At 54.8% G+C, this 22,675-nt stretch carries 25 protein-coding genes and 2 tRNA genes; 18 read left to right on the top strand and 9 right to left on the bottom strand.

What is annotated here, in order from left to right; all coding sequences use genetic code 11:
• Nucleotides 1-35 precede the first annotated feature (35 nt).
• The 11 genes from CVV30_07725 (at nt 36) to CVV30_07775 (ending at nt 6,490) form a co-directional block, all read left to right on the top strand.
• Nucleotides 36-332: a DUF2098 domain-containing protein gene (locus CVV30_07725; GenBank protein PKL69437.1), complete on the top strand. Its 297-nt coding sequence runs from the start codon at nt 36-38 to the stop codon at nt 330-332.
• A 254-nt stretch (nt 333-586) separates the two neighbouring features.
• A complete protein-coding gene (locus CVV30_07730; GenBank protein ID PKL69438.1) occupies nt 587-1,822 on the top strand; it encodes a translation initiation factor IF-2 subunit gamma in 1,236 nt (411 codons plus the stop codon).
• Between the two features lie 26 nt (nt 1,823-1,848).
• Nucleotides 1,849-2,202, top strand: a complete 354-nt coding sequence (locus CVV30_07735) for a nucleotide-binding protein (GenBank protein ID PKL69777.1) — start codon at nt 1,849-1,851, stop codon at nt 2,200-2,202.
• A 4-nt stretch (nt 2,203-2,206) separates the two neighbouring features.
• Entirely contained in the window at nt 2,207-2,845 is a 639-nt protein-coding gene (locus tag CVV30_07740) for a DNA-directed RNA polymerase (protein PKL69439.1), read from the top strand.
• Nucleotides 2,829-3,035, top strand: coding sequence for a DNA-directed RNA polymerase subunit E'' (locus CVV30_07745; GenBank protein PKL69440.1), 207 nt, complete (start codon nt 2,829-2,831; stop codon nt 3,033-3,035). The genes CVV30_07740 and CVV30_07745 overlap by 17 nt, the downstream gene beginning before the upstream one ends.
• Nucleotides 3,035-3,526, top strand: coding sequence for a DUF359 domain-containing protein (locus CVV30_07750; GenBank protein PKL69441.1), 492 nt, complete (start codon nt 3,035-3,037; stop codon nt 3,524-3,526). The genes CVV30_07745 and CVV30_07750 overlap by 1 nt, the downstream gene beginning before the upstream one ends.
• Before the next feature lie 124 nt (nt 3,527-3,650).
• Complete coding sequence (locus CVV30_07755) at nt 3,651-3,944, top strand: 30S ribosomal protein S24e (protein ID PKL69442.1); 294 nt, start codon at nt 3,651-3,653, stop codon at nt 3,942-3,944.
• Nucleotides 3,945-3,946: 2 nt separating this feature from the next.
• Entirely contained in the window at nt 3,947-4,132 is a 186-nt protein-coding gene (locus CVV30_07760) for a 30S ribosomal protein S27ae (GenBank protein ID PKL69443.1), read from the top strand.
• 6 nt (nt 4,133-4,138) lie between these two features.
• The gene (locus CVV30_07765) at nt 4,139-5,722 is read left to right on the top strand and encodes a Kae1-associated kinase Bud32 (protein ID PKL69444.1); all 1,584 of its coding nucleotides are present in this window, start codon (nt 4,139-4,141) and stop codon (nt 5,720-5,722) included.
• Nucleotides 5,719-6,297 carry a non-canonical purine NTP pyrophosphatase, RdgB/HAM1 family gene (gene rdgB, locus CVV30_07770; GenBank protein PKL69445.1) on the top strand — a complete coding sequence of 193 codons (579 nt, stop codon included), beginning with the start codon at nt 5,719-5,721 and terminating at the stop codon, nt 6,295-6,297. The genes CVV30_07765 and rdgB overlap by 4 nt, the downstream gene beginning before the upstream one ends.
• 46 nt (nt 6,298-6,343) lie before the next feature.
• Entirely contained in the window at nt 6,344-6,490 is a 147-nt protein-coding gene (locus tag CVV30_07775; protein ID PKL69446.1) for a 50S ribosomal protein L40e, read from the top strand.
• Nucleotides 6,491-6,615: 125 nt separating this feature from the next.
• Here CVV30_07775 and CVV30_07780 read toward each other — a convergent pair whose 3' ends face one another.
• Complete coding sequence (locus tag CVV30_07780; protein ID PKL69447.1) at nt 6,616-7,266, bottom strand: DUF1917 domain-containing protein; 651 nt, start codon at nt 7,264-7,266, stop codon at nt 6,616-6,618.
• A gap of 231 nt (nt 7,267-7,497) precedes the next feature.
• Between CVV30_07780 and CVV30_07785 the strand changes: the two genes are divergently transcribed.
• From CVV30_07785 to CVV30_07805, 5 genes are all read left to right on the top strand, one after another.
• A complete protein-coding gene (locus tag CVV30_07785; protein ID PKL69448.1) occupies nt 7,498-8,385 on the top strand; it encodes a zinc metalloprotease HtpX in 888 nt (295 codons plus the stop codon).
• 190 nt (nt 8,386-8,575) lie between these two features.
• A complete protein-coding gene (locus CVV30_07790) occupies nt 8,576-9,604 on the top strand; it encodes a hypothetical protein (protein PKL69449.1) in 1,029 nt (342 codons plus the stop codon).
• Between the two features lie 172 nt (nt 9,605-9,776).
• Nucleotides 9,777-9,847 (top strand) — tRNA-Gly (locus tag CVV30_07795).
• 2 nt (nt 9,848-9,849) lie between these two features.
• Nucleotides 9,850-9,923: transfer RNA gene (locus CVV30_07800), tRNA-Val, on the top strand.
• Nucleotides 9,924-9,987: 64 nt separating this feature from the next.
• The gene (locus CVV30_07805; GenBank protein ID PKL69450.1) at nt 9,988-11,079 is read left to right on the top strand and encodes a hypothetical protein; all 1,092 of its coding nucleotides are present in this window, start codon (nt 9,988-9,990) and stop codon (nt 11,077-11,079) included.
• A 629-nt stretch (nt 11,080-11,708) separates the two neighbouring features.
• On the opposite strand, the gene CVV30_07810 is transcribed toward CVV30_07805, so the two are convergent.
• The gene (locus CVV30_07810) at nt 11,709-13,412 is read right to left on the bottom strand and encodes a xanthine permease (protein PKL69451.1); all 1,704 of its coding nucleotides are present in this window, start codon (nt 13,410-13,412) and stop codon (nt 11,709-11,711) included.
• A gap of 124 nt (nt 13,413-13,536) precedes the next feature.
• Here CVV30_07810 and CVV30_07815 point away from each other — a divergent pair, with 124 nt between their 5' ends.
• Nucleotides 13,537-14,418: an MBL fold metallo-hydrolase gene (locus CVV30_07815; GenBank protein PKL69452.1), complete on the top strand. Its 882-nt coding sequence runs from the start codon at nt 13,537-13,539 to the stop codon at nt 14,416-14,418.
• 39 nt (nt 14,419-14,457) lie between these two features.
• Here the strand turns inward: CVV30_07815 and CVV30_07820 are convergent, their stop codons facing one another.
• From CVV30_07820 to CVV30_07850, 7 genes are all read right to left on the bottom strand, one after another.
• Entirely contained in the window at nt 14,458-16,197 is a 1,740-nt protein-coding gene (locus tag CVV30_07820) for a bifunctional metallophosphatase/5'-nucleotidase (protein PKL69453.1), read from the bottom strand.
• A 66-nt stretch (nt 16,198-16,263) separates the two neighbouring features.
• Nucleotides 16,264-17,076, bottom strand: a complete 813-nt coding sequence (locus tag CVV30_07825; protein PKL69454.1) for a hypothetical protein — start codon at nt 17,074-17,076, stop codon at nt 16,264-16,266.
• A 129-nt stretch (nt 17,077-17,205) separates the two neighbouring features.
• Nucleotides 17,206-17,421 (bottom strand): hypothetical protein, encoded by a 216-nt coding sequence (locus tag CVV30_07830; protein PKL69455.1) that lies wholly within the window; start codon nt 17,419-17,421, stop codon nt 17,206-17,208.
• Between the two features lie 300 nt (nt 17,422-17,721).
• Complete coding sequence (locus CVV30_07835; GenBank protein PKL69456.1) at nt 17,722-18,372, bottom strand: hypothetical protein; 651 nt, start codon at nt 18,370-18,372, stop codon at nt 17,722-17,724.
• A gap of 106 nt (nt 18,373-18,478) precedes the next feature.
• On the bottom strand, nt 18,479-19,117 hold the full coding sequence (locus CVV30_07840; GenBank protein PKL69457.1) for a hypothetical protein: 639 nt from the start codon (nt 19,115-19,117) through the stop codon (nt 18,479-18,481).
• A 37-nt stretch (nt 19,118-19,154) separates the two neighbouring features.
• The gene (gene ftsA, locus CVV30_07845) at nt 19,155-20,516 is read right to left on the bottom strand and encodes a coenzyme F390 synthetase (GenBank protein PKL69458.1); all 1,362 of its coding nucleotides are present in this window, start codon (nt 20,514-20,516) and stop codon (nt 19,155-19,157) included.
• Nucleotides 20,517-20,569: 53 nt separating this feature from the next.
• Nucleotides 20,570-21,385, bottom strand: coding sequence for an SAM-dependent methyltransferase (locus CVV30_07850; GenBank protein ID PKL69459.1), 816 nt, complete (start codon nt 21,383-21,385; stop codon nt 20,570-20,572).
• Nucleotides 21,386-21,497: 112 nt separating this feature from the next.
• Between CVV30_07850 and CVV30_07855 the strand changes: the two genes are divergently transcribed.
• Nucleotides 21,498-22,628, top strand: coding sequence for a putative peptide-modifying radical SAM/SPASM domain-containing protein (locus CVV30_07855; GenBank protein ID PKL69460.1), 1,131 nt, complete (start codon nt 21,498-21,500; stop codon nt 22,626-22,628).
• Nucleotides 22,629-22,675: the final 47 nt, after the last annotated feature.

Genomic DNA, 22,675 nt, shown 5'->3' on the forward strand with positions numbered 1-22,675 from the left:
AAAAAATTTATAGATTCAGAGATTCATTTCCATCTATGTTATCCGAAGAGGTTGTCCAGGGTATGAGAGTGCGGTACCCGAGAACAGGGACAGCCGGCACTATCCTTCGCATCGAACGCATCCGGGGGGAGGTATTTGCCGAGTTGGACAGTACAAATCTCCTGTACCGTATTGACCAGCTGATCCCGGCATCCAGTTCAGATAAAAAAACTACCGTGACCATAAGTGAAGATGCAAAAAAAATCATTGAACGGGAACAGGCATTTGCTGCGGGAAATGGGATGACAGAAGCGTTAAAAAATATCGATCAGAGTTGTGAGGGCGGGGGTTAAGCCGCTCATCCAATCGTTGACATTTTCTTATTCAATCTCTTTTTTGTGGACCACAGGTATTGCGGTTTTCCTGAAAAATTCCTGATCTGCGGGATTGTATTTATGTATCAGGCGCTCTATATGATGATCAGCTATGCGTCTATACTTTGTGCGATCTGTCTTCACTTCGGTATCTCACGCGGCGCATAATTGAATATTCGTAGTAAGGCCGTCAGGTTGACGATCTTTTATAGAGTAAGGAGGTTCGATTTCATTTGCACGATGTGACAGTTCCCAGTGTCAATATAGGAGTTGTGGGTCATGTCGACCATGGTAAGACCACACTCGTCAATGCGCTTACCGGTACATGGACAGACCGACACAGCGAGGAGGTGAAGCGGGGTATCTCAATCCGGCTCGGATATGCTGACGCGACTTTTTACCGGTGCGATAAGTGTGAAGGAACAGAAGCCTTCTCAACACGCGCCGAATGCCCGACCTGTAGTGGAACCGGTACACCATTCCGCTCCATATCATTTGTTGATGCTCCCGGGCACGAAACACTCATGGCCACGATGCTGTCCGGCTCGGCCCTTATGGACGGGGCGATGCTTGTTATCGCTGCCAGCGAGAAATGCCCGCAGCCCCAGACAAAAGAGCATCTGATGGCACTGGAGCTTGTCGGCATCAAAAATATCGTCATTGTCCAGACCAAAATCGATGTGGTAAGCCAGAAAGAAGCGATCGACAACTACCACGAGATCAAGGCATTTGTCAAGGGCACCATTGCAGAAAATGCGCCCATTGTTCCCGTCTCATCCCAGAAGGGGATCAACATGGGAGCACTCGTGCAGGCTCTTGACAGCACAATTCCTGAACCGGTGCGGGATCCGGATGCGGAACCATTGATGCTGATCGCCCGTTCATTTGACATCAATAAACCCGGCTGTAACTGGAAGGATGTGAAAGGCGGTGTTGTCGGTGGGTCTCTTATCCGGGGCATCCTCCGCGCAGATGAGAAGATCGAGATCCGCCCGGGCAGACAGGTGCAGGTCGAGAACAAGATCAAGTGGATTCCTATCACGACAACGATCACCTCCATCAATGCAGGTTCCAAGCACGTGGAAGCGGCCACTCCCGGAGGGCTCCTCGGGGTGGGCACGAAGCTCGATCCAGCCCTGACCAAGAGCGATGCGCTTGCCGGCCAGGTGCTTGGACACGAGGGCAAGCTTCCCCCGGTCTGGGAGAAGATCCGGTGCAGTGTAACCCTGATGGAGCGGGTTGTTGGCGCTACAAGCGAGCTTATCATCGAGCCGCTCAAGCACAGCGAACCGTTGATGCTCTCAGTCGGTACCGCAGTCACCGTGGGTGTTGTGAGCAATACCAAGAAAGATCATGTTGAGATTGCGCTGAAGCGACCCGTATGTGCAGAGATCGGTTCAAGGATCGCTATCAGCCGGCAGGTGGGAGCACGCTGGCGGTTAATCGGGATGGGTGTGCTGGGCGAGTGATGGTCCTCCTGGACGCCAATGCACTGATGATGCCGGCGCAGTTCCAGGTTGATCTCTTCGATGAGCTTCGGATGCTCGTCGGGGCATTTGACCCGGTGGTTCTCCCCGGAATAATAAAGGAACTCAACGGGTTGTCCCGGGCAAAAGGCCGGGATGGTGCCGCTGCACGCTGCGGCCTTACGCTGGCTGAAAAATGCACCATTGCACAGATCACAGATCTGAAGGCAAACACGGTTGATGAACAGGTAATCGAATATGCAGCCCAAAACAAATGTCTGGTAGTCACCAATGACCGGCGCGTGAGAGATGCGCTGTTTGCACAGGGTATCGGTGTAATTTCATTAAGAAATCAGAAAAAACTGGAGATTTTACGGAGGTAAAAAAATGTATCACAAATTGATGCTTGAGGATAAGGTGCGGGTGCCCCCCCCAAGACTGGGCGAGAAACTCGAAAAAGTGATTCTTGAAGTCCTGCAGGAGCAGCTCGAAGGCAGCATCGACAAGGAGATCGGGATCTTCATCTGCGTAACAAAAGTAAAGGACGTAGGAGAAGGAGAACTCGTTCCCGGTGACGGTGGTGTATACTACGATGTGAAGTTTGAGGCAATGGTCCTCAGGCTCGGGTTACAGGAAGTCATCGAAGGACTGGTTGTCGAAACCACGAGCTTCGGTGCATTCGTGAGCCTCGGTCCCATCGATGCAATGCTCCATGTCAGCCAGATTTCAGACGAGTATATCAACTACGATGAAAAGAACGCCCGACTCATATGCCAGGAATCCAAGAGATTTATTGGCGTAGGCGATGTGGTCCGCGTTCGCGTAGTTACTCTCTCGTTAAACGAACGAGAACCGCGTGACAGCAAGATCGGTCTGACCATGCGCCAGGCGGGCCTTGGCACCGCACTCTGGCTCGAAGAAGACATGAACAAGGAGAAAGAGAAGGCCAACAACCCGGATGGTGCAGTAAAAGAAACGCCGCTGAAATCAAAGGGCAAGAGGAAGGAGCATGCCTCCGGCGAATAAGAAGAAACAAGGGAAGGTCTGCCGTGACTGTCACCGCGTTGTTGAAGGCGAGAACTGTGTCATCTGCGGCACCACCAACTTAAGCGAGGACTGGTCCGGTTACCTCGTTATCATTGATCCGGAAAATTCCGAAGTGGCAAAAAGGATGAATATTAAACTCCCTGGCCGCTACGCACTGAAGGTCCGTTGATGCTCACCCTTCCCGAAGAGCACCGTAAGCTCTTCAAGGAACCATTCGGGGAATTACACCAGAATATCAAGGAGATTATCCCTTTAATCTCCAATGCTACCGTGTACGCGGTGGGTGATGTCGTCACCCACAACCTCCAGCGGAACGGGATCACTCCCGCCATTGCGGTGATTGATGGGCAGACTATGAGATCCCCCTGCAGCCGGATGCCTTCACTTCAGGGGGAGTGCATTAACGTGAAAAATCCCGCCGGGACCATCACTGACGAGTTGATCCAGGCACTCACGTACGCGGTCAACCATCCGCCGGTGACCATCAATGTAGATGGGGAAGAAGACCTCGCAGTTATCCCCCTCATTCTCGCAGCTCCCTTAGGAGCAATCGTGCTCTATGGCCAGCCGCACAAGGGAGTTGTTATGCGCACGGTAAACCGTGAAGCACAAGAGACTGCACAGCAATTCCTTGACCATTTTATACGCTCTGATGCATAATTTCTGATTTCAACCGCAACACGGGCTCTTTTCGTTTCCTGTTATCGTTTTTACCGAGGGATAATATTTCCCCGTATTGGGTCATAGTTTAAATAAACAGGTTTCCAATAATTACAGGATATCGATGGACTTTGAGATCACCAGCGATAAAAGAAATGAGCTTTTATCCAGAAGAGAGGTTCAGTTTACCCTCAAATACGATGGAGCGACCCCCTCCCGCATGCAGATCATCGGCAAACTCTGTGCACTGCTCAACATAAAGGAGCACCAGGTTACTCTTGATACGCTGCACAGCAGCTTCGGTAAAACTGAAATCAGCGGTTCAGCCCGCATCTATGAGACCGAAGAGGTCAGGAACAAGACAGAACGCCCGCACCTTGCAGCGCGCGGCATGCCAAAGCCCAAGGAAGAGGCATAACCATGGCAGCGCCAAAGAAAGGAGCAAAAGCCAAGGGGCCCCAGAGGGGTGCGCACTTCAAGGTTGAAGGCGACAAGATCACCACCGCAAAGAAATACTGCCCGCGCTGCGGACCCGGTATCATGATGGCGGACCACAAGGATCGCCTTACCTGCGGCAAGTGCGGATATACCGAATTCAGAAAATAAGGACCAATGCCTGTTTTTGGGCAGATACTTGGGATTGAGGGAACAGCCTGGAACCTCAGTGCCGCTCTTTTTGATCGCGATCTTATCGCACTGGTTTCACGACCTTACAGCCCGGCAACGGGGGGTATTCACCCCCGGGAAGCGGCCCAGCACCATGCCTCGGAGATGAAGGAGCTGATCGGTTCGGTGCTCACGGAGCCCGATAAGATCACCGGCATTGCTTTTTCCCAAGGCCCGGGGCTCGGTCCCTGCCTGCGGACCGTGGCAACAGCAGCCCGGTCCCTTGCCCTTGCTCTCGACGTTCCCCTCATTGGGGTCAATCACTGCGTTGCCCACGTGGAGATCGGGTGTTTTGCTACCGGCTGCCGCGATCCCATCGTATTGTACGCAAGCGGGGCAAATACCCAGGTAATCGGTTACCTGAACGGCAGGTACCGCATCTTTGGCGAGACACTCGATATCGGCGTAGGTAATGCGCTGGATAAATTCGCCCGGTCAAAAAATCTCCCACACCCCGGAGGCCCCATCATAGAAGCGCAGGGTAAACAGGGGCAGTATATCGAACTCCCGTATACCGTCAAGGGAATGGATCTCGCATTTTCAGGATTAGTCTCTGCGGCAAAGGACAGCAAGGCATCCCTGCCGGATGTCTGCTACAGCCTGCAGGAGACGGCGTTTGCGATGTGCGTGGAAGTGACCGAGCGGGCGATGTCGCTTGCCGGGAAGAACGAAGTGCTGCTTGTTGGCGGCGTCGGGGCGAACAGGCGCCTTCAGGAAATGTTGCGGATCATGTGCGAGGAACGCGGTGCGCAGTTCTTTGTCCCCGAGCAGAAATATCTTGGCGACAATGGGGCGATGATCGCTTATACCGGGAAACTGATGCTGGAGAGCGGTAGCACCACTCCTGTTGAATCCTCACAGGTTAACCCATCCTTCCGCTCAGATGAGGTTGAAGTGACCTGGAAGCATGAAACCCCTGTTACCCATGCCCCGGTCCAGCCCGGTGGCATCACCAGTAAACGGGGGGCTGAGGCCATTGTCACCTTCCACGATGGACTTGCAGAGAAAATGAGGGTCTCGAAACGGTACCGGGTTGCACAGCTCGATAAGCGGCTGATCGCGGAAAGAACACGGGCTGAGGCCCGCCTTATCCATGCAGCCAGAAAGGGTGGCGTACCCACCCCCATCATGAGCGACATTACCACAGATACCATCGTCATGGAAGAAATTCAGGGAACCCTGCTCACCCACGCATTGCACGAATCAACCGTCAGGGAAGCCGGCAGGATGGTCGGAAAACTCCATAAGGCGGGTATCATGCATGGCGATCTCACGACCAGCAACCTGATCCTGCGGGAGAGTGACGGGAAATGCGTACTGATCGACTTCGGGCTTGCCCAGGCAACAACCGAGATCGAGCAGCGGGGCGTAGACATCCACGTGCTGTTCCAGACCCTGGAGAGTACAGCACCCGGAGAGGCAGATGTACTCAAAGCAGCCTTTGTCGCCGGGTATGCAGAGACCTTCGAGGGGGCTGCCGATGTGATCCATCGCGAACACGAGATCGAACTGAGGGGAAGATACCTGTGAAACAGAAACTGACCATCGTTACCAGCAATGCGAACAAAGCCGTGGAGGTTGCTGCTTTTTTCAGCGGCACACTGGAAGTAAGCCACGTTGCGCTGGAAATCCCGGAGCACCGTTCCGATGATGTGGGCGAGATTGCACGAGGCAAAGCACAGTATGCCTACGACCAGCTCCGGACCCCTCTCATTGTTGACGATACCGGTTTTTCCATCGATGCCCTGAGCGGATTTCCCGGCCCATATGCTGCGTACGTCCTGCACACAATCGGCAATACCGGCATCCTGAAACTCATGGATGCCGTGAAAAACCGGCAGGCCCACTTCACCACCGCAATCGCGTATGCGGATGAATCCGGTATACGGGTATTCACCGGCTCAATACATGGCAGCATCACGACATCCCCGCGGGGGGAGAACGGATTCGGCTATGATCCGATTGTCGATATCAACGGGAGGACTCTTGCAGAGATATCCCTTGAAGAAAAAAGTGTGATGTCCCACCGGGCCAAAGCCCTTGTCGCATTTCGGGACTGGTTTTTGGAAAAATACCCGTCCGGCCCTCTTGACACAAACGGTTAAGAAGTCGTACAGCTTTGTTATAAGGGCAGAACAGGAGTGTATTTCTATGGCAAAATTCCCTGAAGCCGAAGCCCGGTTACTCAACGTGAAGATATGTATGCATTGCAACGCCCGCAATGCGATCCGCGCAACCAGCTGCCGCAAATGCGGTTACCAGAACCTGCGCCCCAAGAACAAAGAGCGAAAAGCGTAATTGAAATATTCAATATTTTTTTCTCTCTTTTTTTGGTTTTCAACCGAAAACACCTTAAAAACGGTATTAAAGTCACTATGACTTTTATGCACGTTTGACCCATGCCCTGAAAATTCAGGTCTGTATTATGCGCTGTAATACGTGACCCGCTTTCCTTTCTTTGCGTATTCTCCCGCAAAAGTCTCGATATTGCGCTTGTAACCAATCCGGTCAACAAAACCCAGCTCACGCAGTTTCTCGCGCACCCGCATGACATCGGCTTCATCCGCCCAGTCCTTTGTATAGACATAGATTACCTTGCGGTTGTCCCGGGAGTCCGGGTTGGGTTTTGCCGTGCTCACTTTTGCCGAGATCCCCAGTTCGAGCGCCACGGTTGCATTGCGCACTTTGATCCAGGCTGCATCCGACTGATCCGGTTCCTGGAAGATCAGCCACTTGCCCGCATTCTCGTCTTCGATCGCTTCGGGCGCACTGCCCGGTGCATCCTGGACAATCCAGTACATCTGCGTGGTCTTTGTGGGAAGCACCCCTTCACCGTCACGGAGCTGCAGGTAGATGGTATCAAGGCCGGAAAAACGGGAGAGCATTGCCTCAGCCAGCTGCGGGTATTCTTCCGTGAATTTCTGGAAAATAGCCTCAAGCTCCGGTTTGAAGTCAATACCACCTTCAACAAGCGCATAGAGATATTTTTCCTGTGCCTGGAGGCTCCTGTTCAGGAGGTGCTCGAAGATGCCGTATGCCACGTCAGCCAGCGCTTCGGGATCGACTTCCGCCATGCGTACCTTTCCGATGTTACAAAATATAAGCTTGGTTATTGTTGCTGGTCCGGAGCGCGGGTTTGGTCGGGCAACTTCAGGTGCCATAATTTCTGGCAATGGTTTAGCAATGTTTTCGCAGCGCCGTTCCCAGGATTTATACAAGCCTGATCAGAGAAAACCGTTAAGATCCCAGTCGGATTCTGCACATTCGAATACTTTAAGAGCGCCCTCATCGAAAATGTACTAATTATGGAATGGAAACGTGACTGGGGTCTTACCTCACGGGTCTGGCTGACAGGCCTGCTATTATTATTGCTCTATATTGTGTTCATGGGAATTCTCATGTTCGTATTCCCAAGTGCCAGCATCTGGTTATTTGTCATACTGGCAGTGGGTATGGGATCAGTCCAATACTTCTTCTCTGATAAGCTGGTGCTTTGGTCAACCGGGGCACGCATCATTGAAGAGGATGAATATCCTGAACTCCACCGGACCGTGGAAAAACTCTGCAAAGAAGCAGATCTCCCCAAGCCAAGGATTGCCATCATGCAGAGCCCGGTGCCAAACGCCTTTGCCACCGGCAGGAGCCCGAAGCATGCAGTCGTTGCCTGCACAGATTCGATCATGCGCCTGCTCAACAAGGATGAATTGGAAGCAGTACTTGCCCACGAACTTGCGCATGTAAAGAACCGCGATATCCTGACCATGACCTTAGCCAGTTTTATTGCGATGATCGCTTCGATGATCATGCAGAGCTTCTTCTTTTCCGCATTGTTCGGCGGGCGTGATCGCGAAGGGGGCAGTTGGATCATCGTCATGATCGTTTCAGTTGTTGTGTATGCGATCAGTACGCTGCTCATTCTCGCTCTTTCAAGATACCGCGAGTTCGCAGCAGATCGCGGCAGCGCGCTCATCACGAAAAATCCACGGGCATTAATCTCAGCGCTCAACAAGATCAGTGGCAGGATGGATGCGGTACCGCCGGAATACAAGGCAAAAGTCGAGGCGGCAAATGCATTCTTTATCATCCCTGCCCTTTCAGGCAAATCCTTCATGGAACTCTTATCCACGCACCCGCCACTTGAGAAGCGGATCGCCAATCTCGAGAAAGTCGAAACCGAGATGCGGGGCTATTAACCCCTCTTTTTTTCTGCTATTGCGAGCATCCGGAACTATCATTTCACCATCCTGAAACCGAGGATTGAATCGATCCTCCGGCACTCGAAACCATATCGCAGGGAATGGTATCCTGCCTTTATCGGTTCCCACGGATCACCCCGCACATTTTTGCGAAAACTGATATAATGTCACAGACGATGCTGATGCAATGAACCTGCAATGGCGGCTGGCCGTTGTGCTCGTGCTGGTCCTGTGCTTTGCACACCCGGTACTTGCTCATGTGCCGGTCAGTGCTGAGGGAAATTACGAGCTCAACACTGCGCTTCCCGTAGAAAATCCCACCAAGTCGTACGTGCTCTACGGCCACCTGCACGAAACAGGGGACGTGGCCTGGTACCAGCTCCGGATGAACCCGGGCGACCGCCTCGTCCTTTCGCTGATGACCCCGGGATACAATGCATCCGTTCCGGATCTGATCGTCATGAGCCCGGGCACAGACCCATCATCTGAAGGGCTCCGGGAACTCCCCAAAACATTCAGCGTCCCCCAAGGGTATGATGCAACGATCATACGCGGAATAACGCCACGGAATGCAGCGTACGAGCCATTCAGCCCGTCAGCGGTTTTTGAGGTTGCATCCTACACACAAGAGATCACAACCCCGGGCATCTATTACGTTGCCGTTGTCAGCCCGTCGGTCGAAACCCGGTACAGCCTTGGCGTAGGCTATGTTGAAGAGTTCACGCCGCTGGAATGGGTGTTTGTCCCGTCCGGTGTGATCTCCACCCATCTCTGGGAGGGGCAATCGATCCTCGCGATTCTGACCCCGTTTCTTGCGGTCGTGGTTCTCGGGTTCATCATGATCGCCCGGCGCGGGAAGCGGAAGGGGTTGCTCCTCACGTACCCTTCCTGGATGGCAACGATCGCCGGCTTATGTTATCTCGGAGGTGCCGCGATCACACTGGTCCAGATGGTGCGGGCGCTGGCGGTGACCGGGCCTTCCTCTTCGCTTGCTCTGACATTGGTCTTTGCGATAATTCCCCTGTTACTGGGTGTCTGGGCGCTCCGTATTGGGCGACTGTCATCTCCATGGGCAATGCAGGTGCGGGCTACGCTGCTACTGATTGGCCTGTTGGGACTGGTCTTCTGGGCGGGCCTGATTGTTGGACCGGTGCTCGCTATTGGCGCGGCGGTACTGCCCGAACACTTGCCATACATCCAGCCTGCCAGGAAATAATCCCCATTTTTCAGTCATTTATCGCACAAATTGTATGCGGACATATTACCGGTGAAAAATGTCACTGTGCAGGTACTAAATGGCAGAAGAAATTGAGATCAAGACACTCCACAAGCAGAAAACCCGGTGACAATTATTAATACAGCTCCCCGCCAAAATTGTAGAGCACAGTGCATCGATGGTCTAGTGGTATGACTTAAGCCTTCCAAGCTTATAGCCCGGGTTCAATTCCCGGTCGATGCATCGGGCTCGTGGTCTAGTTGGCTATGACGTCGCCTTCACACGGCGGAGGTCCTGAGTTCGAATCTCAGCGGGCCCATGAATTTTGCGCATTTTTTCCGGCTACGGATGTCTTTATCGCGTAAGACCCTGATAGTCCTTGTATGAAGCCGCTCTTGGTGAACGGTGTTGGTCCCGGACCGCAGGCTGAGGCTCTCGCGGCCTGCATCCGGGATGTCTTTTTGAAGGCTGCCGATAATCTCGCATGGCTGCGTGACGGGGATATCGTCCTGCTGAAACCTGCGCTGAACTCGCCCGATCCCTATCCGTCGACCACGCACCCGCTCGCGATCCGGGTGGTGGCAGACCTGCTGGAGGAACGCGGCGCAAAAGTCGTGATCGGGGACCAGTCGGGAATTGGGCATGTGCTCCATCATCCCGGGGGCATAATCCACGGGAGCTCGAAAGAGAACTACGCACAGTCGGGCATGGGCCGGAAGGACGATGCCCGGTTCGTGAGCTTTGAAGACGGGGGATGGGACGAAGGATTCTATCGTCACCAGTCGCCTCACACCTCCTCATGGCCGGACGGTTTTTTCATCACCAATTGGGCGAAAAAGGCCGATCATATCATCAGCCTGCCCCGGGTCAGCGCCCACACTCAGGCAGGAGCAACGCTGGGCTTCAAGATCATGGTCGGGATGCTGCGGGAGGACAGCCGGATGGAGTTCCATGCAAACGGGCCGTATAACAACTTCATCACGGCTGCGGCAAAGGGAAGCACGCTCGCTTCCCGCGATGACGGGACGGGAACTTTTTTTGAGAAGATTGTGGAGATCAGCGATGCCCTGCGGGACAAGCTGCGCCTCACCCTGTTTGTCGCAACGCAGGCACAGGCCACCTTCGGTCCCGACCGGTACGGGGTGCACCTGGGACCGGTAGGTCTGGGCGGGGCACACATCATAAGTCCCCAACCCGGACTGGTATTTGCGAGTGCGGACCAGGTGGCGGCCGAGGCCTTTGCACTTGCCCTGCTCAGGGATCTCAAACGATCAGTTCCTTTTTTCCCGCGCTTGGCCGAACGGATGGTCCTGTTCCAGAACCGGAACGTGCAGGACTTTGTGGCGACCCCTGTCCGAGACCATCCTTACATCCGGCATGCGATGAAGATCGGGCTGGGCGAACTGCCGGGCGAGATCATCCACAAGGATGTCCCGGATTCCGTGCAGAAAAAACTGGGAAAATGTCTTGAATAAAGGGACGGGGCCCAAAGACAAATTCACTCTTTTTGCCGACGTTTTTCCACTGGAAATGAAGGGGTCAATATAGTGAGATATATTTTCTCAATAGATTGCCCGGCCATTGCACATTTTTTTTATGATTTGTGCACCTGCCTGGGTGGACTGCCCTGCAATGAATGCTAAGGGAGTGTGGTCTCCCTCAGGGCAAGGGGGGTGGGTCCCTGTCTTGCCCAAGAGTGAGGGTGGGGTGGGTACCCCTCCGGGCACATGAGGGGCTCCCACCCCCCTGCGAGGTACCCGACCGGGAAACCATCACTCCGTCGTGACTCCACGAGAAGCCCCACCCGCGTACTTGCGGCCGGAGGGGGGGAGCCTGTCTTTTAAAAGAGTGGGGGGAGGGGGCCCCCTCCTCTTTGTTTTGAGTGGGGGTGGGGTACCCCCCTGTCATGCTGAGGGAGGGGTACCCACCCCCCCATTAATTTTGAGCAATGATACTTGCTCTTCGTCGAAGGTCCACACGAAACGACGCCCGGGTGCATGCAACCGGAGGGGGGTGGGGGCCTGTCTTTCGTACGATAGGGAGGGAGGGGGGCCCCCTCTTTGTTTTGAGTGGGGGGTACCCCCCATTTAGATTGAGTCTTTCCTCAGTGCTCCATATGGATCCTGAGCACCGCGAGCCCGCCCGATGTTGAAGAACTCGCCTGGTCTGCCTGGGAACGGATAAGATAGCCCCCGAGCAGGAGCATCGCGGAGGGATCGTTGAGGATATCCTCTTCACTCGGGCGCTTCTCGGGTAACGGGAGAGGGGTGCCGGTGTACGAGACTTCCGCATCAAGGTTGTACTCATCGAACGAGACCGCAACCGTCACCGGACCGGAGGTTCGCGCCTCGTCCGTGACAAGTTCGCAGGCCTGCGTCAGGGCCATTGCCATCCGGTGGATAACCTCTCCCCTTGCAGCCCAGGCCTCGCCCTGCCGTTCCATCAGGGTAAATATCTGGTCCGAGATACTGCCTGATGGATCGATGGTCGCGGTGATGCGCTGCTTCACGCCGATCCGCATCACCAGGTTCAGGATGATGGCAATGACCGTTGTCAAGGAGAGGGCCGAATCAAAGAGCGGGCGGATCAGTAACGGGACGCCGGCGTATGCCCCGGGAATGAGGTACACGCTGATCCCGAAAATGAACGAGATCCCGATCACGAAGATCTTCCGGGAATCCAGCATCCGGGTCGTGATGGTCTGGAACCCGCCCACGATGATGAACCCGGCAACGTAGATGAGCGTCCCGCCAATGACCGGGCCCGGCATGATGAGAAAGACCGTGGCAAGGAACGGGAGGAAGGCGAGCACGATCAAGATCCCGCCGGTCATGAACCCGATGTACCGGCTGGTCGAGCGGGTGGCAATCGAGAGGCCGATATTCGACGATGACCCGGTCTGGCCCATCCCCCCGAACAGGCCGCCGATGCCCGACGCAATCCCGTCGGCAAAAAGCCCAGATTGGATGTTTTTCATATCCGGCCGTTTCCATTCCGTGTTATTGATCCGCTGACAGATCGAGAACTCGCCAACACTTTTCACAAACGTGACAATCGCTGCAATCCCGAACGGGATCAGGAGCACCGGCTGGAAGGAGAGCCCGAAGTAGCGGGGGTCGGGGAGGGCAACCAGCGGCGAGGCGGCGATCTGCCCCAGCGGGTCGGCTCCTGCAAGCCCGGTCGCGATGCAGAGCGCGTACCCGACAACCATGCCGACAATGAGCGGAAAGAGCCGGATCTGCCCCCGGCCCCAGACCGTAATCCCGACCGTGACTGCAAGGGTGATGATCGAGATCGCCATGACGGTCGGATCAGGGGACGTGGCCCCCCCGGTCATGCCGAAGAACTGCGGGAGGGCAAAGGGCACGACAGTTACCCCGAGCATCATGATAACAAGGCCCGTCACTTCGACCGGGAAGAGGACGCGGAGCCGCTGCACCACCCGGGAGAGTACAACCTGCAATACGCCGGAACAGGCGGTCATACCGCAGAGCAGCGAGAGGCCCCCGGACTGGAGGGCGAGGATCGAGGCCGAGACATAATTGGGACCGGCCACCCTTGGAATGAGATACCCTGAACCAAACTCCGGGTGTTTTATTGCCTGGAATATCGTTGAGATGCCGTTGGCGAGCATCGACATCGAGACAAAGAAGGCAGCAGCCCCGGCCTCGAGGCCCGCAGCCCGGGCGACCAGGATCGGGAAGACAAACGCCGTCGCAACAATCCCCGTGTGCTGGAGGCCGAGCAGGAACATCGTGGTAAGCGGGGGCTTATCATCGGCTCCAAACTCGAGATCCGGTGGACGCATATACTACGAAACGAGGGCGTGTAAATATTAAAGCGGTTCGAAAGACACCTGCGAAAAACCCGGCGGATTACTCCGCGATCAATATACGATACCCCGTCCCATATTCCGGCACACAGGAGTACGTATGCAGATCACCTCCGCTATCCATGCACTCCGGCACCCGTTCCAGGTCCCGGTTGCGCCCGGCATCGCCCTTGACCGTTTCGTGTACTCGTACCTCATTGCAGGCGAGACTATCACCCTCATCGACACTGGTGTAGCGGGTTGTGAAACGCGAATCTTTGATTATATCCGGTCTATCGGCCGCGACCCCGCGGAGATCTCACTCGTCATCCTGACCCACTCCCACCCCGATCATATCGGGGCAGCCCGGGCAATACGGGGGGAGACGGGATGCAATGTGGCAGCACATCCGGATGAACGGGCGTGGATCGAGGATGTAGAACTCCAGAACCAGGAGCGCCCGGTGCCGGGCTTTACCACGCTGGTTGGCGGGCCGGTGCCGATCGATTACGAGCTCGACCGGGGTGATACGATCGACATCGACGGGTCAGGAGAGTACGAACTCCAGGTGCTGCACACGCCCGGCCATTCAGCCGGTTCGATCTCCCTTTACCTGGAGAACGAGGTGGCGCTCTTCTCCGGGGACGTGATCCCGGTGACTAGTGACCTCCCGGTCTATGACGATGTGACAGAGTCCGAAGAATCAATACGGCTCCTCCGGTCACTGCGGGGCATCCGCGTCCTCCTTTCAGCATGGGACGAACCCCGGTACGGCAACGACGCGTACGGGCAGATGGACCTTGCGCTTGAGTATCTCCGGAAGATTCATACTGCCGTGATCGCGGCTGCGGGCGATAGTAATCCCGATCCTATGGAACTCACAAGGAAGACCGTTGCACTGCTCGGGCTTCCTCCGCAGGCGGTCAACCCGCTGCTTGCCCGCACCTTTGCGGCAAACATCCGGGCGCGGGACGAAGACCTTACGCGCGGTTCCCGCCAATAACGACGCGGGGCGGTTGGAGCGGGAGAGCAAACCCTCGCATCAGGCAATCCGCCGGATCCTCCCGTCGGTCGTCGCGTTCATCGGCCGGGGAAAGGATCCGAGATATGACGCAAGCGTATCGACATCAGATGGCCCACTCGCAATCAGGGTTCCCTTCGTAAATACCGTATACCCGTCACCCCCTATGGAGAGGTAATCCATCAAGGCCGCAGAGTAACTCGCTGCCGTATCGAGTGGGACGCCTCCGATGCGGACGTCCTGCACCCGGCTGCCGGCTGGCCGTGTCGCATCATACGTATAGGTCAGCCCCGACACGCCGAGGGGGTGCGGGGGCAGCGGTTCCTGCCACTGCCGCTCGAGCGCATCCCGGATCTGCTGCCCGGTCAGTTTCACCGACACGACTGTTCCGGAAAATGGCTGGATAGTAAACAGGTCGCCCCACGTCACATTCCCCTGTTTGAGATCAGACCGAATGCTTCCGGTCGTGATGAATGCAACATCCGTCTCCATCACCGACCGCTGTGCATCGGCAAGGAGATCCCCGAGTGCGGATTCCCCGGAATCATTCATATCCCGGGTGATGTCCTGTGCGATCACTGCTATCTGCCGCCCGACCACAGGCGCAACAGCCTGCCCGCCTTTTGCCAAGAGTGCAGCCACTTCCGGGTCCGGGGCAGTGCCAGGCGGACTGTCAGCATAGGCAACCACGATCCGGGCGGATTTATTCACGATATCCAGGCTGGCGGGATCGAGGACCAGGTCCACATCCGCGTACCCCTTGCTGTAACTCCATGCCTGCGTGACCAGCACCGGTTTTCCGGCAGCATTGGGGAGCCAGGCGTTCGTAAATTCGTGGGTATGGCCCGAGAGGACCACATCCACATCCCCATCAAGACCAGCGACGATGCCCGTGACCCGGCCAGTCACATTGGTCCCATCCATGGTCGAACCCTCGTAGGCCTGCTGCACCCCGCCTTCGTGAAGCAAGACAACGATCGCATGTATCCCGTCCTTCCGGACTTCGGCAACGTACCGGTTGATCGACTCCGTTTCGTTGAGGAAACGGACATCATCCGCCCGGTGAGGCGCCAGCCGCTCCGGGGTTGTCACTGTATCGGCCCCGATGAATGCGATGGGCACCCCACTGATGTTCCGTATCACATAGGGGGGAAAGATCGTAGTGCCGTTCCCATTCCATACCACATTGGCGCAGATATAGGATGACCGGGAACCGGGATAGGGATCGATAATATGGGTAATCGGTGAGGTGCCGTTGCCGCCGTACACCTGTCGCAAGAGCTCACCGGTGCCCCGGTCGAACTCATGGTTCCCCGGGGTTGCAACCATATTGCACAGGGGGTCTGTTCCGATCGTTCCCGTACAGGATGGATTGGCAAATTCGTTGAAGAAGAGCAGGCTCGGTTCATCGGCAAGGAGCCCCGACGGCGGTGGAGAGGCCCCGACAACGTCCCCGGGCAGGGCGATGATTATGCCATCTGCATTCCCGGATGCCATTGCCGATTTCAGGTAGGATGCCAGTACCGGCGCACTCCCCACCGGGCGCTTGTTCATAGACTGTCCCGGGGGCAGCTGCCCGTGGAAATCGTTTACCGCGAGAATTTTCACATGAATAGTTGCATTCGTGTGCATTGCCGGGACCGTCCCGGGAAAATACCATGAAAGCAAAATCGGTGCCAGTATGAGAATTGCAAGAATGCAGAATCCAAAAAAGATCTGCAACTCGACCGGGATCCTGTGCTTCCGGGAATCGGATACCATTATAATGGATTTTGGAATGTGATCAGTTAATGTTTGGGAATCACTGAGAAAAGAGGGAAATTCTGATTATCCGGGGGCCGGGGATTCCCGCAGGGTTTCTAACCAGCTGCTGAATTCCCTGCTGAACCGCCGTGTATGCTCAACCTCATCCGGGGAACGCAGGGATATCTTCCGGTTATAATACCGGGCCCGGTCTGCTTCATCCCGGTGATTCTTCTCTCCATCGACCGGGCCAAGTGCTGCCTCATCCTTGCCGCGGCACGGCTCGTTGGTGACCGTGCGGCAGAAAGCCGTCCGCACCGGGGACTTCAGCGGTTTCACGGCGCATTTCGTTTCCGAATGCCCATCCCAGTGCTCGTTGACCGGGAACCCGGCCTTTGCAAGCGGGAGATCCCATGTTGCGTCAACCAGCACCCAGCTGGATCCGATCTGCACGCGGCAGGCAAGATGGTGTGCAACCGGGAGCGGTGCAGCAAGTTTCCGGAGTTCCGGCGGATAAAGAATGTCTGGATCGTTCCAGAGGAAAGGAAACGTAGCATATACAACATTGAGGTCCAGGTGCCGGAACATATCTGCGAGCAGGTAGTGCTTGGCAGCACAGGATCCAGTCCCTGCTAAAAGAATCTCTTCCTGTGGGGATTTTGCAATGGTTGCCGGAACGACCAGCGAGTACGGGATATCGCGGATATGCGAGAAGATCGAGCATATACTCTCCCGGGTATCAAGACCATCTGTCCATGCATGAAATGCCGACATGATCACCGGGGAGAGCGGTTGGTTGCCTTGCACAATACTATCCACTCCACGGCCCGGCACATCAAACTTTACAAATAAATCCCGGAACACGGTACAAAACCAGCCGTACTGGCTTTTGATCATACCGCAAAAACATCACTGCAGGAAAAAACCGATCGCGAGTAACTGCCACGACTTAAAAAAAAGTATGCAGTTCCGCAATCCGGATTGCTCCGGACTGCGGGTGACCGCGTGCAAAAAATATGGATGAAGTTATGCGTTCTTCATCTTGGCTTTTGCTACAAAGCCGTCTTTGCCAATGTAATACATGTGGCCTTTCTCTTTTGCGATCTTTTCAGTGCCGACTTTCTTCTTCTTGCCGGTCTTGTTGTGCTTCATAGGTGCTGCCCATACGTACCCATCCTTGCCGATGAAGTACAGGAAGCCCTTTTCGCGCACGATTTTTTCTTTTCCAATTTTGGTTCCCATTTAAACACCTCAAAACCACAATTGGGTTTTGATAATGAAAGGTGACGCCTGATAATATAAAAGGTTTCCGTCGAAGCCCGTCGAAGTCTGGATTTTTGGGATATATTTGCGCTTATTTTTGGCATTGAGGCGCACTATTCATTCCGTTTAAATAACCCCCGAATAACGGTTATTTTAGCCAATTGACGGCAATAACGGGCAGATTTCCGCTCTTCGGGGTGACAGAAACCGGACCCCGTAGCGCAGTCGGAGGGGTAAACCGGGGGTGCCTGACGGCAGGGTGCGGCAAGGTGCGGCAGATTACCCGAGATTCATAACCGGGTGAATTACGGAAGGAACCTTTCGGGCGACCGTGAGCGGCATGGCACTGCCATCCGGATGAAGGATGAGTGTGAAGGTCCTGTATGGCGGGACGCCGATCGATGGGCATGCCAGGATCTCAAACTGTTCGCCCGGCTCCAACCAGTTGTCAGAATCCGCGGTCCGCCCGGGGAGGATATTATATTTCCGGGTTATTGTCCAGTTCGGGCAGACAAGGGAAGGGGCGAATGTCTGCCGTATTGGTTCGGACGCCCCCGAAGAAATCCAGTTCACGTCCATATGATCCATATCGATAGCCCCGGTATCCCCCATAAAGAGCGATATCGTTATCTGGATCGCTCCAAGTTCATCGGGATTCGGGGACTTGTACATAATATATTTGTTATCATGGATCCCGTTCACTGCGGGAAGACCAAAGACTGATCCGACGGGCTGGACATGGTCGCCTGATATGTATGCACTCTCCGCCACTGCACCTTCGGGAAACGTTCTGGTCCCCCCGGACTGCCCCCCGCTCATGAATACGATCAGGATTATTAGTGCTCCGATGAGTATCGCCAAGACTACAACCACTTCAATGCCGGTAAATGCATCGTCACGGTATGGTGTACGCTTGTTGTAAATACCCAAATCCCCTCACCCTGTTTCCCGTTTACTCTTAGTATGCCTGCCAGACATTTCAGCCAAGTGTAATTACTCCTCTTTGTGCACACATCAGATCTTAGCGTTTGTGCCGCTACCCAAGGTTCGTCACTGCAGTAATCTCAGGAGGGACGGTCCGGGTCAGGGGGAGGATCTGCCCGTTCTGCGGCATGATCGTCAGCGTGAACTGCTGGTAGGGAGCCGCATTCCCCGCCGGACAGACAAGGAGCGTGAACTGTTCATCGGTTTCAAGGAAGATATCCTGATCCGCACCTTTCAGGGGGACTGAATTTGCCTTCTTAGTTATCGTCCAGTTCGGGCAGATCAAAACAGGAGTCTGTACCAGGGAGAGCTTTTCCTGGTCGGTTCCACTCACCCAATGGATCGATGCGTGGCCCATATCGATATCTCCCGAATTCATCATGAACGGTTGGATCGTCAGTTCAAACGCTCCCAGCAATGCCGGGTTCTGGGTTTTAAAATGGACCTGAACACCATCGATTGTTCCGTCAACCGCAGGATACCCGAATATGCCACCGGGATCCGTGAGAAGATCGGTCGTTGCCACTACGTCATTTGCGATCATTCCCTGTTTCGGCTTTTGTTGTGCACCCACAGGGGGTGTTTTCCCGTGGGATAACTCCCCGTACCCGAGATACCCTATGACCAGTGCTGCGACAACCAGCAGTATGACGATCTCGAGTCCCGTCAATGCATGTTCATTGCCGTGCAATTGTCTTGTATATCTTTTCATAATTCCTCTCTCCCCATCAGTGCACTCTTTGGTCTACCAGCCGTTTCGGGCGACCCTTCTTTGTGTAAAGATCGAGCCCGCGGAGCCCGGTGAAATTGAATGTTATCTGGAACGAACCATCGTGGTAATGCTCTGCAATCAGTGATTTGTACTTAAGGAACCGGGAAACGAACTGCTCTTCTATCAGCCGGTGATCACAGCGTTCCGGATCAAAGCACTCAATGTTCACCCGCAAAACCACCTGATCGGGTTTCTCTCCATTGGATACAGATGCTTCATATTCCCCGGTAATATATGCCATGTTCCCGGGCTGGAAGACTGCCGCTTCTATGTCAGTCCGGTTGAAGGGATTGCCGAATGCCCAGACGGTTTCTGCCTCCCGCTGGGGATTGACCAGCCGCATATGGGTCCTCCCGCATCCGCACCGCTCTTTTGAAAGGACTACCGTTGTATCCTCCGTATCATAATTGATCAGCATCATCCCGCTCTTCCCGCCAACCGGCAGCAGCGTAGTGAGTACGCCCCTCCCGCACTCGCCATCGTGAACAAATGACTGCATCCGGGGATCGTATACATCCAGGTGAACAAGATCTTCGGGAACGTGAAGCCCTGCAAGCTGCGTGCATTCACCACACATGGTCCCTTCTGTACTGCCATAGGTATTGTACACCGGCACGCCCCACAATTCAGAAAGGTAGGCGCGGGACTCGTCGGCAAAACTCTCACCGCCTGCAACAAGCTTATCAATTGACGTATCAGAGGTCTTCATTCCTTCAGCTGCCAGGCGTCGTGCGAGCCTGAGCAATTTGAAAATACTTCCCACAATAGCGGTGGGTTTGTAACTTTTCAGGATTCGGGATTCAAAGGTACATTTACCTATGGGTATGATCCCCATACCGATACGCTGGGCTGCAATTGTCATGGTGTTTGCACCCACGTTCATACCGTACGAGGCGCAGACCACGATCCGGTCCTTTTCCGAAAAGCCCTGCGAGACAAAACTCCGGGCATACTTCTCTGCGTACCGTTTCCAGTCATCCCAGGTCAGGAAGAAACCTTTGGGGGTACCGCTTGTTCCGCTCGTCTCCTGGATGGAAAACACATCATTCCAGCCAGTGGACAGGAATTCAAATTCCGGTGTGGCGGGGGGCTGGTGCTCCCGTATAGTTTTTCCGGAAACTACCGGCAGGTTGAGCAGATCCTCGTGAACCCGGATTTCTGCAGGATTGATGCGGTTCTCACGGAACCAGTGCCGGTAGAAGGGGGAGTGTTCAGCGGCATACTGCACAGTATACCGCACGCGTTCATCAATAAGAGCATCGAGATCACTGCGTTCCATGGTCTCGACCTGCTTATCAAAGTACGATCCCCCGGGCATGAGAGAGAATTATGAGAGGGATGGTTTATAGATTGCGAAGGGTTCTGGCCGAATCAGACACGTTTTATCGCTTCGGCTTCCAGCCGCACCATCCCGACATGGATCACTCCGTCAGCGCCAGCCGGATACAGTGCGAGATATTCATCGATAAGTGCCCTGATAAATGCCGGTTGCTCATCCTCCGGCAAACGCGCCATCCACGGGAGCCAGGTGGTGCGGATCCAACCGGCAAATGCCTCCCGGTCGGGATACACCATATCCTTTGGGATCAGCTCCACCCGGACCGGCTCAAGTCCTGCACCTGCCAGCCACTGCCGGTATTCTTCCGGACCAAAAAAACCGAAAGTGAAGGAGAAACCATCAAAGTACTGGCACCAGCGGGGATTTTCGAGCAGGACTTCAAGTGCTTCGAATGTCTGTGCTGCGTTCCCTTTCCCGCCCATCTGGACAAGCAGCCTTCCCCCCGGACAGAGACAGCGGGCAATTCCTGCAAGCAGGGGTTTATGATCGAAAATCCAGTGGAGTGCGGCATTCGAGAAAACAACATCGAACTTCCCGGAAAACTCCAGATGACTGGCATCCATCCGGACAAAGGTGAGGTTTTGGTGAGTGGAGGGAAGGAAATGTTCCCGGGCAAAACGGCACATCTCCGGTGAATTGTCAATACCTGTCACCGACCCTTCCGGCACACACGCTGCGATCGCAGCGGTCACCTTCCCGTCCCCGCAACCGATATCAAGGACCCGTTCATGCCCGGAGAGCCTGAGTTTGGCAATCAGTTCCTGCGCCCAGAGCTGCTGGGCGGGTGAACTCTTGTGGTAGTCTGCGGCGTTCCAGGTAAATGACGGTAATGGATCCGGGGGTACCATATATGCAGCCTCAGAAATAGTGGGGGCTGTACAGATTAAATGTTAGAGTCGGAAGGGACTGCATGCTTCCCTATATTTATCGTCTGCAAACACCCATGATGATGAGCATTCCATGTATTTCCACCTCATCCTCACCGACGAATGTAACCTCTGCTGCAGGTACTGCCGCGCAAAGGAATTTGAGGTAATGGAAGAGAGCGATGATGAAACCGCACCCGAAATTGATATCGATCCCAATCTTCCCCGGGATCTGGATTTCGATCTCAACCTGCTCTATACATTCCTGCAAAAAGATCCCGCACCCACGCTCACATTTTATGGAGGAGAGCCCCTCATGCGTGCGGATCTGGTTGACAGGATTGTGCGCGAGGCACCGGTACAGCAGTTCATGATCCAGACCAATGGGCTGCTGCTGGACCAGCTTGCTCCGGAAATCGTGAACCGTTTATCCACCATCCTCGTCTCACTGGACGGCGGGGAAGACCTGACCGACGGCAACCGGGGAATGGGAGTGTACCGGAAGGTGATAGAAAATGTCAGGAAAATACGGGAAGGCGGCTACTCGGGAGAACTCATCGCACGGATGACCGTGACCGAAAGGACCGATATCGCAGAAGCGGTCCACTGGCTTTTCCAGAACCCGGACTATTCATTCAATTCTATCCACTGGCAGCTGGACGCGAATTTTGCCGGGGATTTTTCACGGCGTCACTTTGCTGAATGGGTGAATACAAGCTATAATCCGGGGATCCGGTCTTTGGTTGCAGACTGGGTGGATCGTATGGAATTGACCGGGAAAGTAGCCAAATGGTACCCGTTCCTTGACCCGATGGAAGATTTATTGCTGGGCAGAAAAAGTCATCTCCGGTGTGGGTCGGGGCACGCGAACTACAGCATCATGACCGACGGGCATATCGCGCCCTGCCCGGCAATGGTCGGGATGACGGATTATTACGTGGGACATATCCGGACTGCCGACCCGCAACATCTTGACAGGATCTTAATCGCGGGGGAATGCACCGGGTGCGGGATTTATGATTTCTGCGGAGGACGGTGCCTGTACTCCAATATTACCAAGCCTTGGAACAATGCAGAGAGAAAGATCGTCTGCGGGACCGTGGAGAACCTCTACACGGCACTTAAGAGTGAATTTCCCCGCGTCCAGCGTTTAATTAAGAATGGTACGATTGCTCCCGACGCTTTTGCCCATGAAAAGTTCAACGGGTGCGAGATCATCCCGTAAGGGTTACCAGCGGAATATTACCGTACCCTGAACATTTTTTCTTATGA

The sequence above is a fragment of the Methanomicrobiales archaeon HGW-Methanomicrobiales-1 genome (assembly GCA_002839675.1).
Classification (GTDB): domain Archaea; phylum Halobacteriota; class Methanomicrobia; order Methanomicrobiales; family Methanospirillaceae; genus Methanoregula.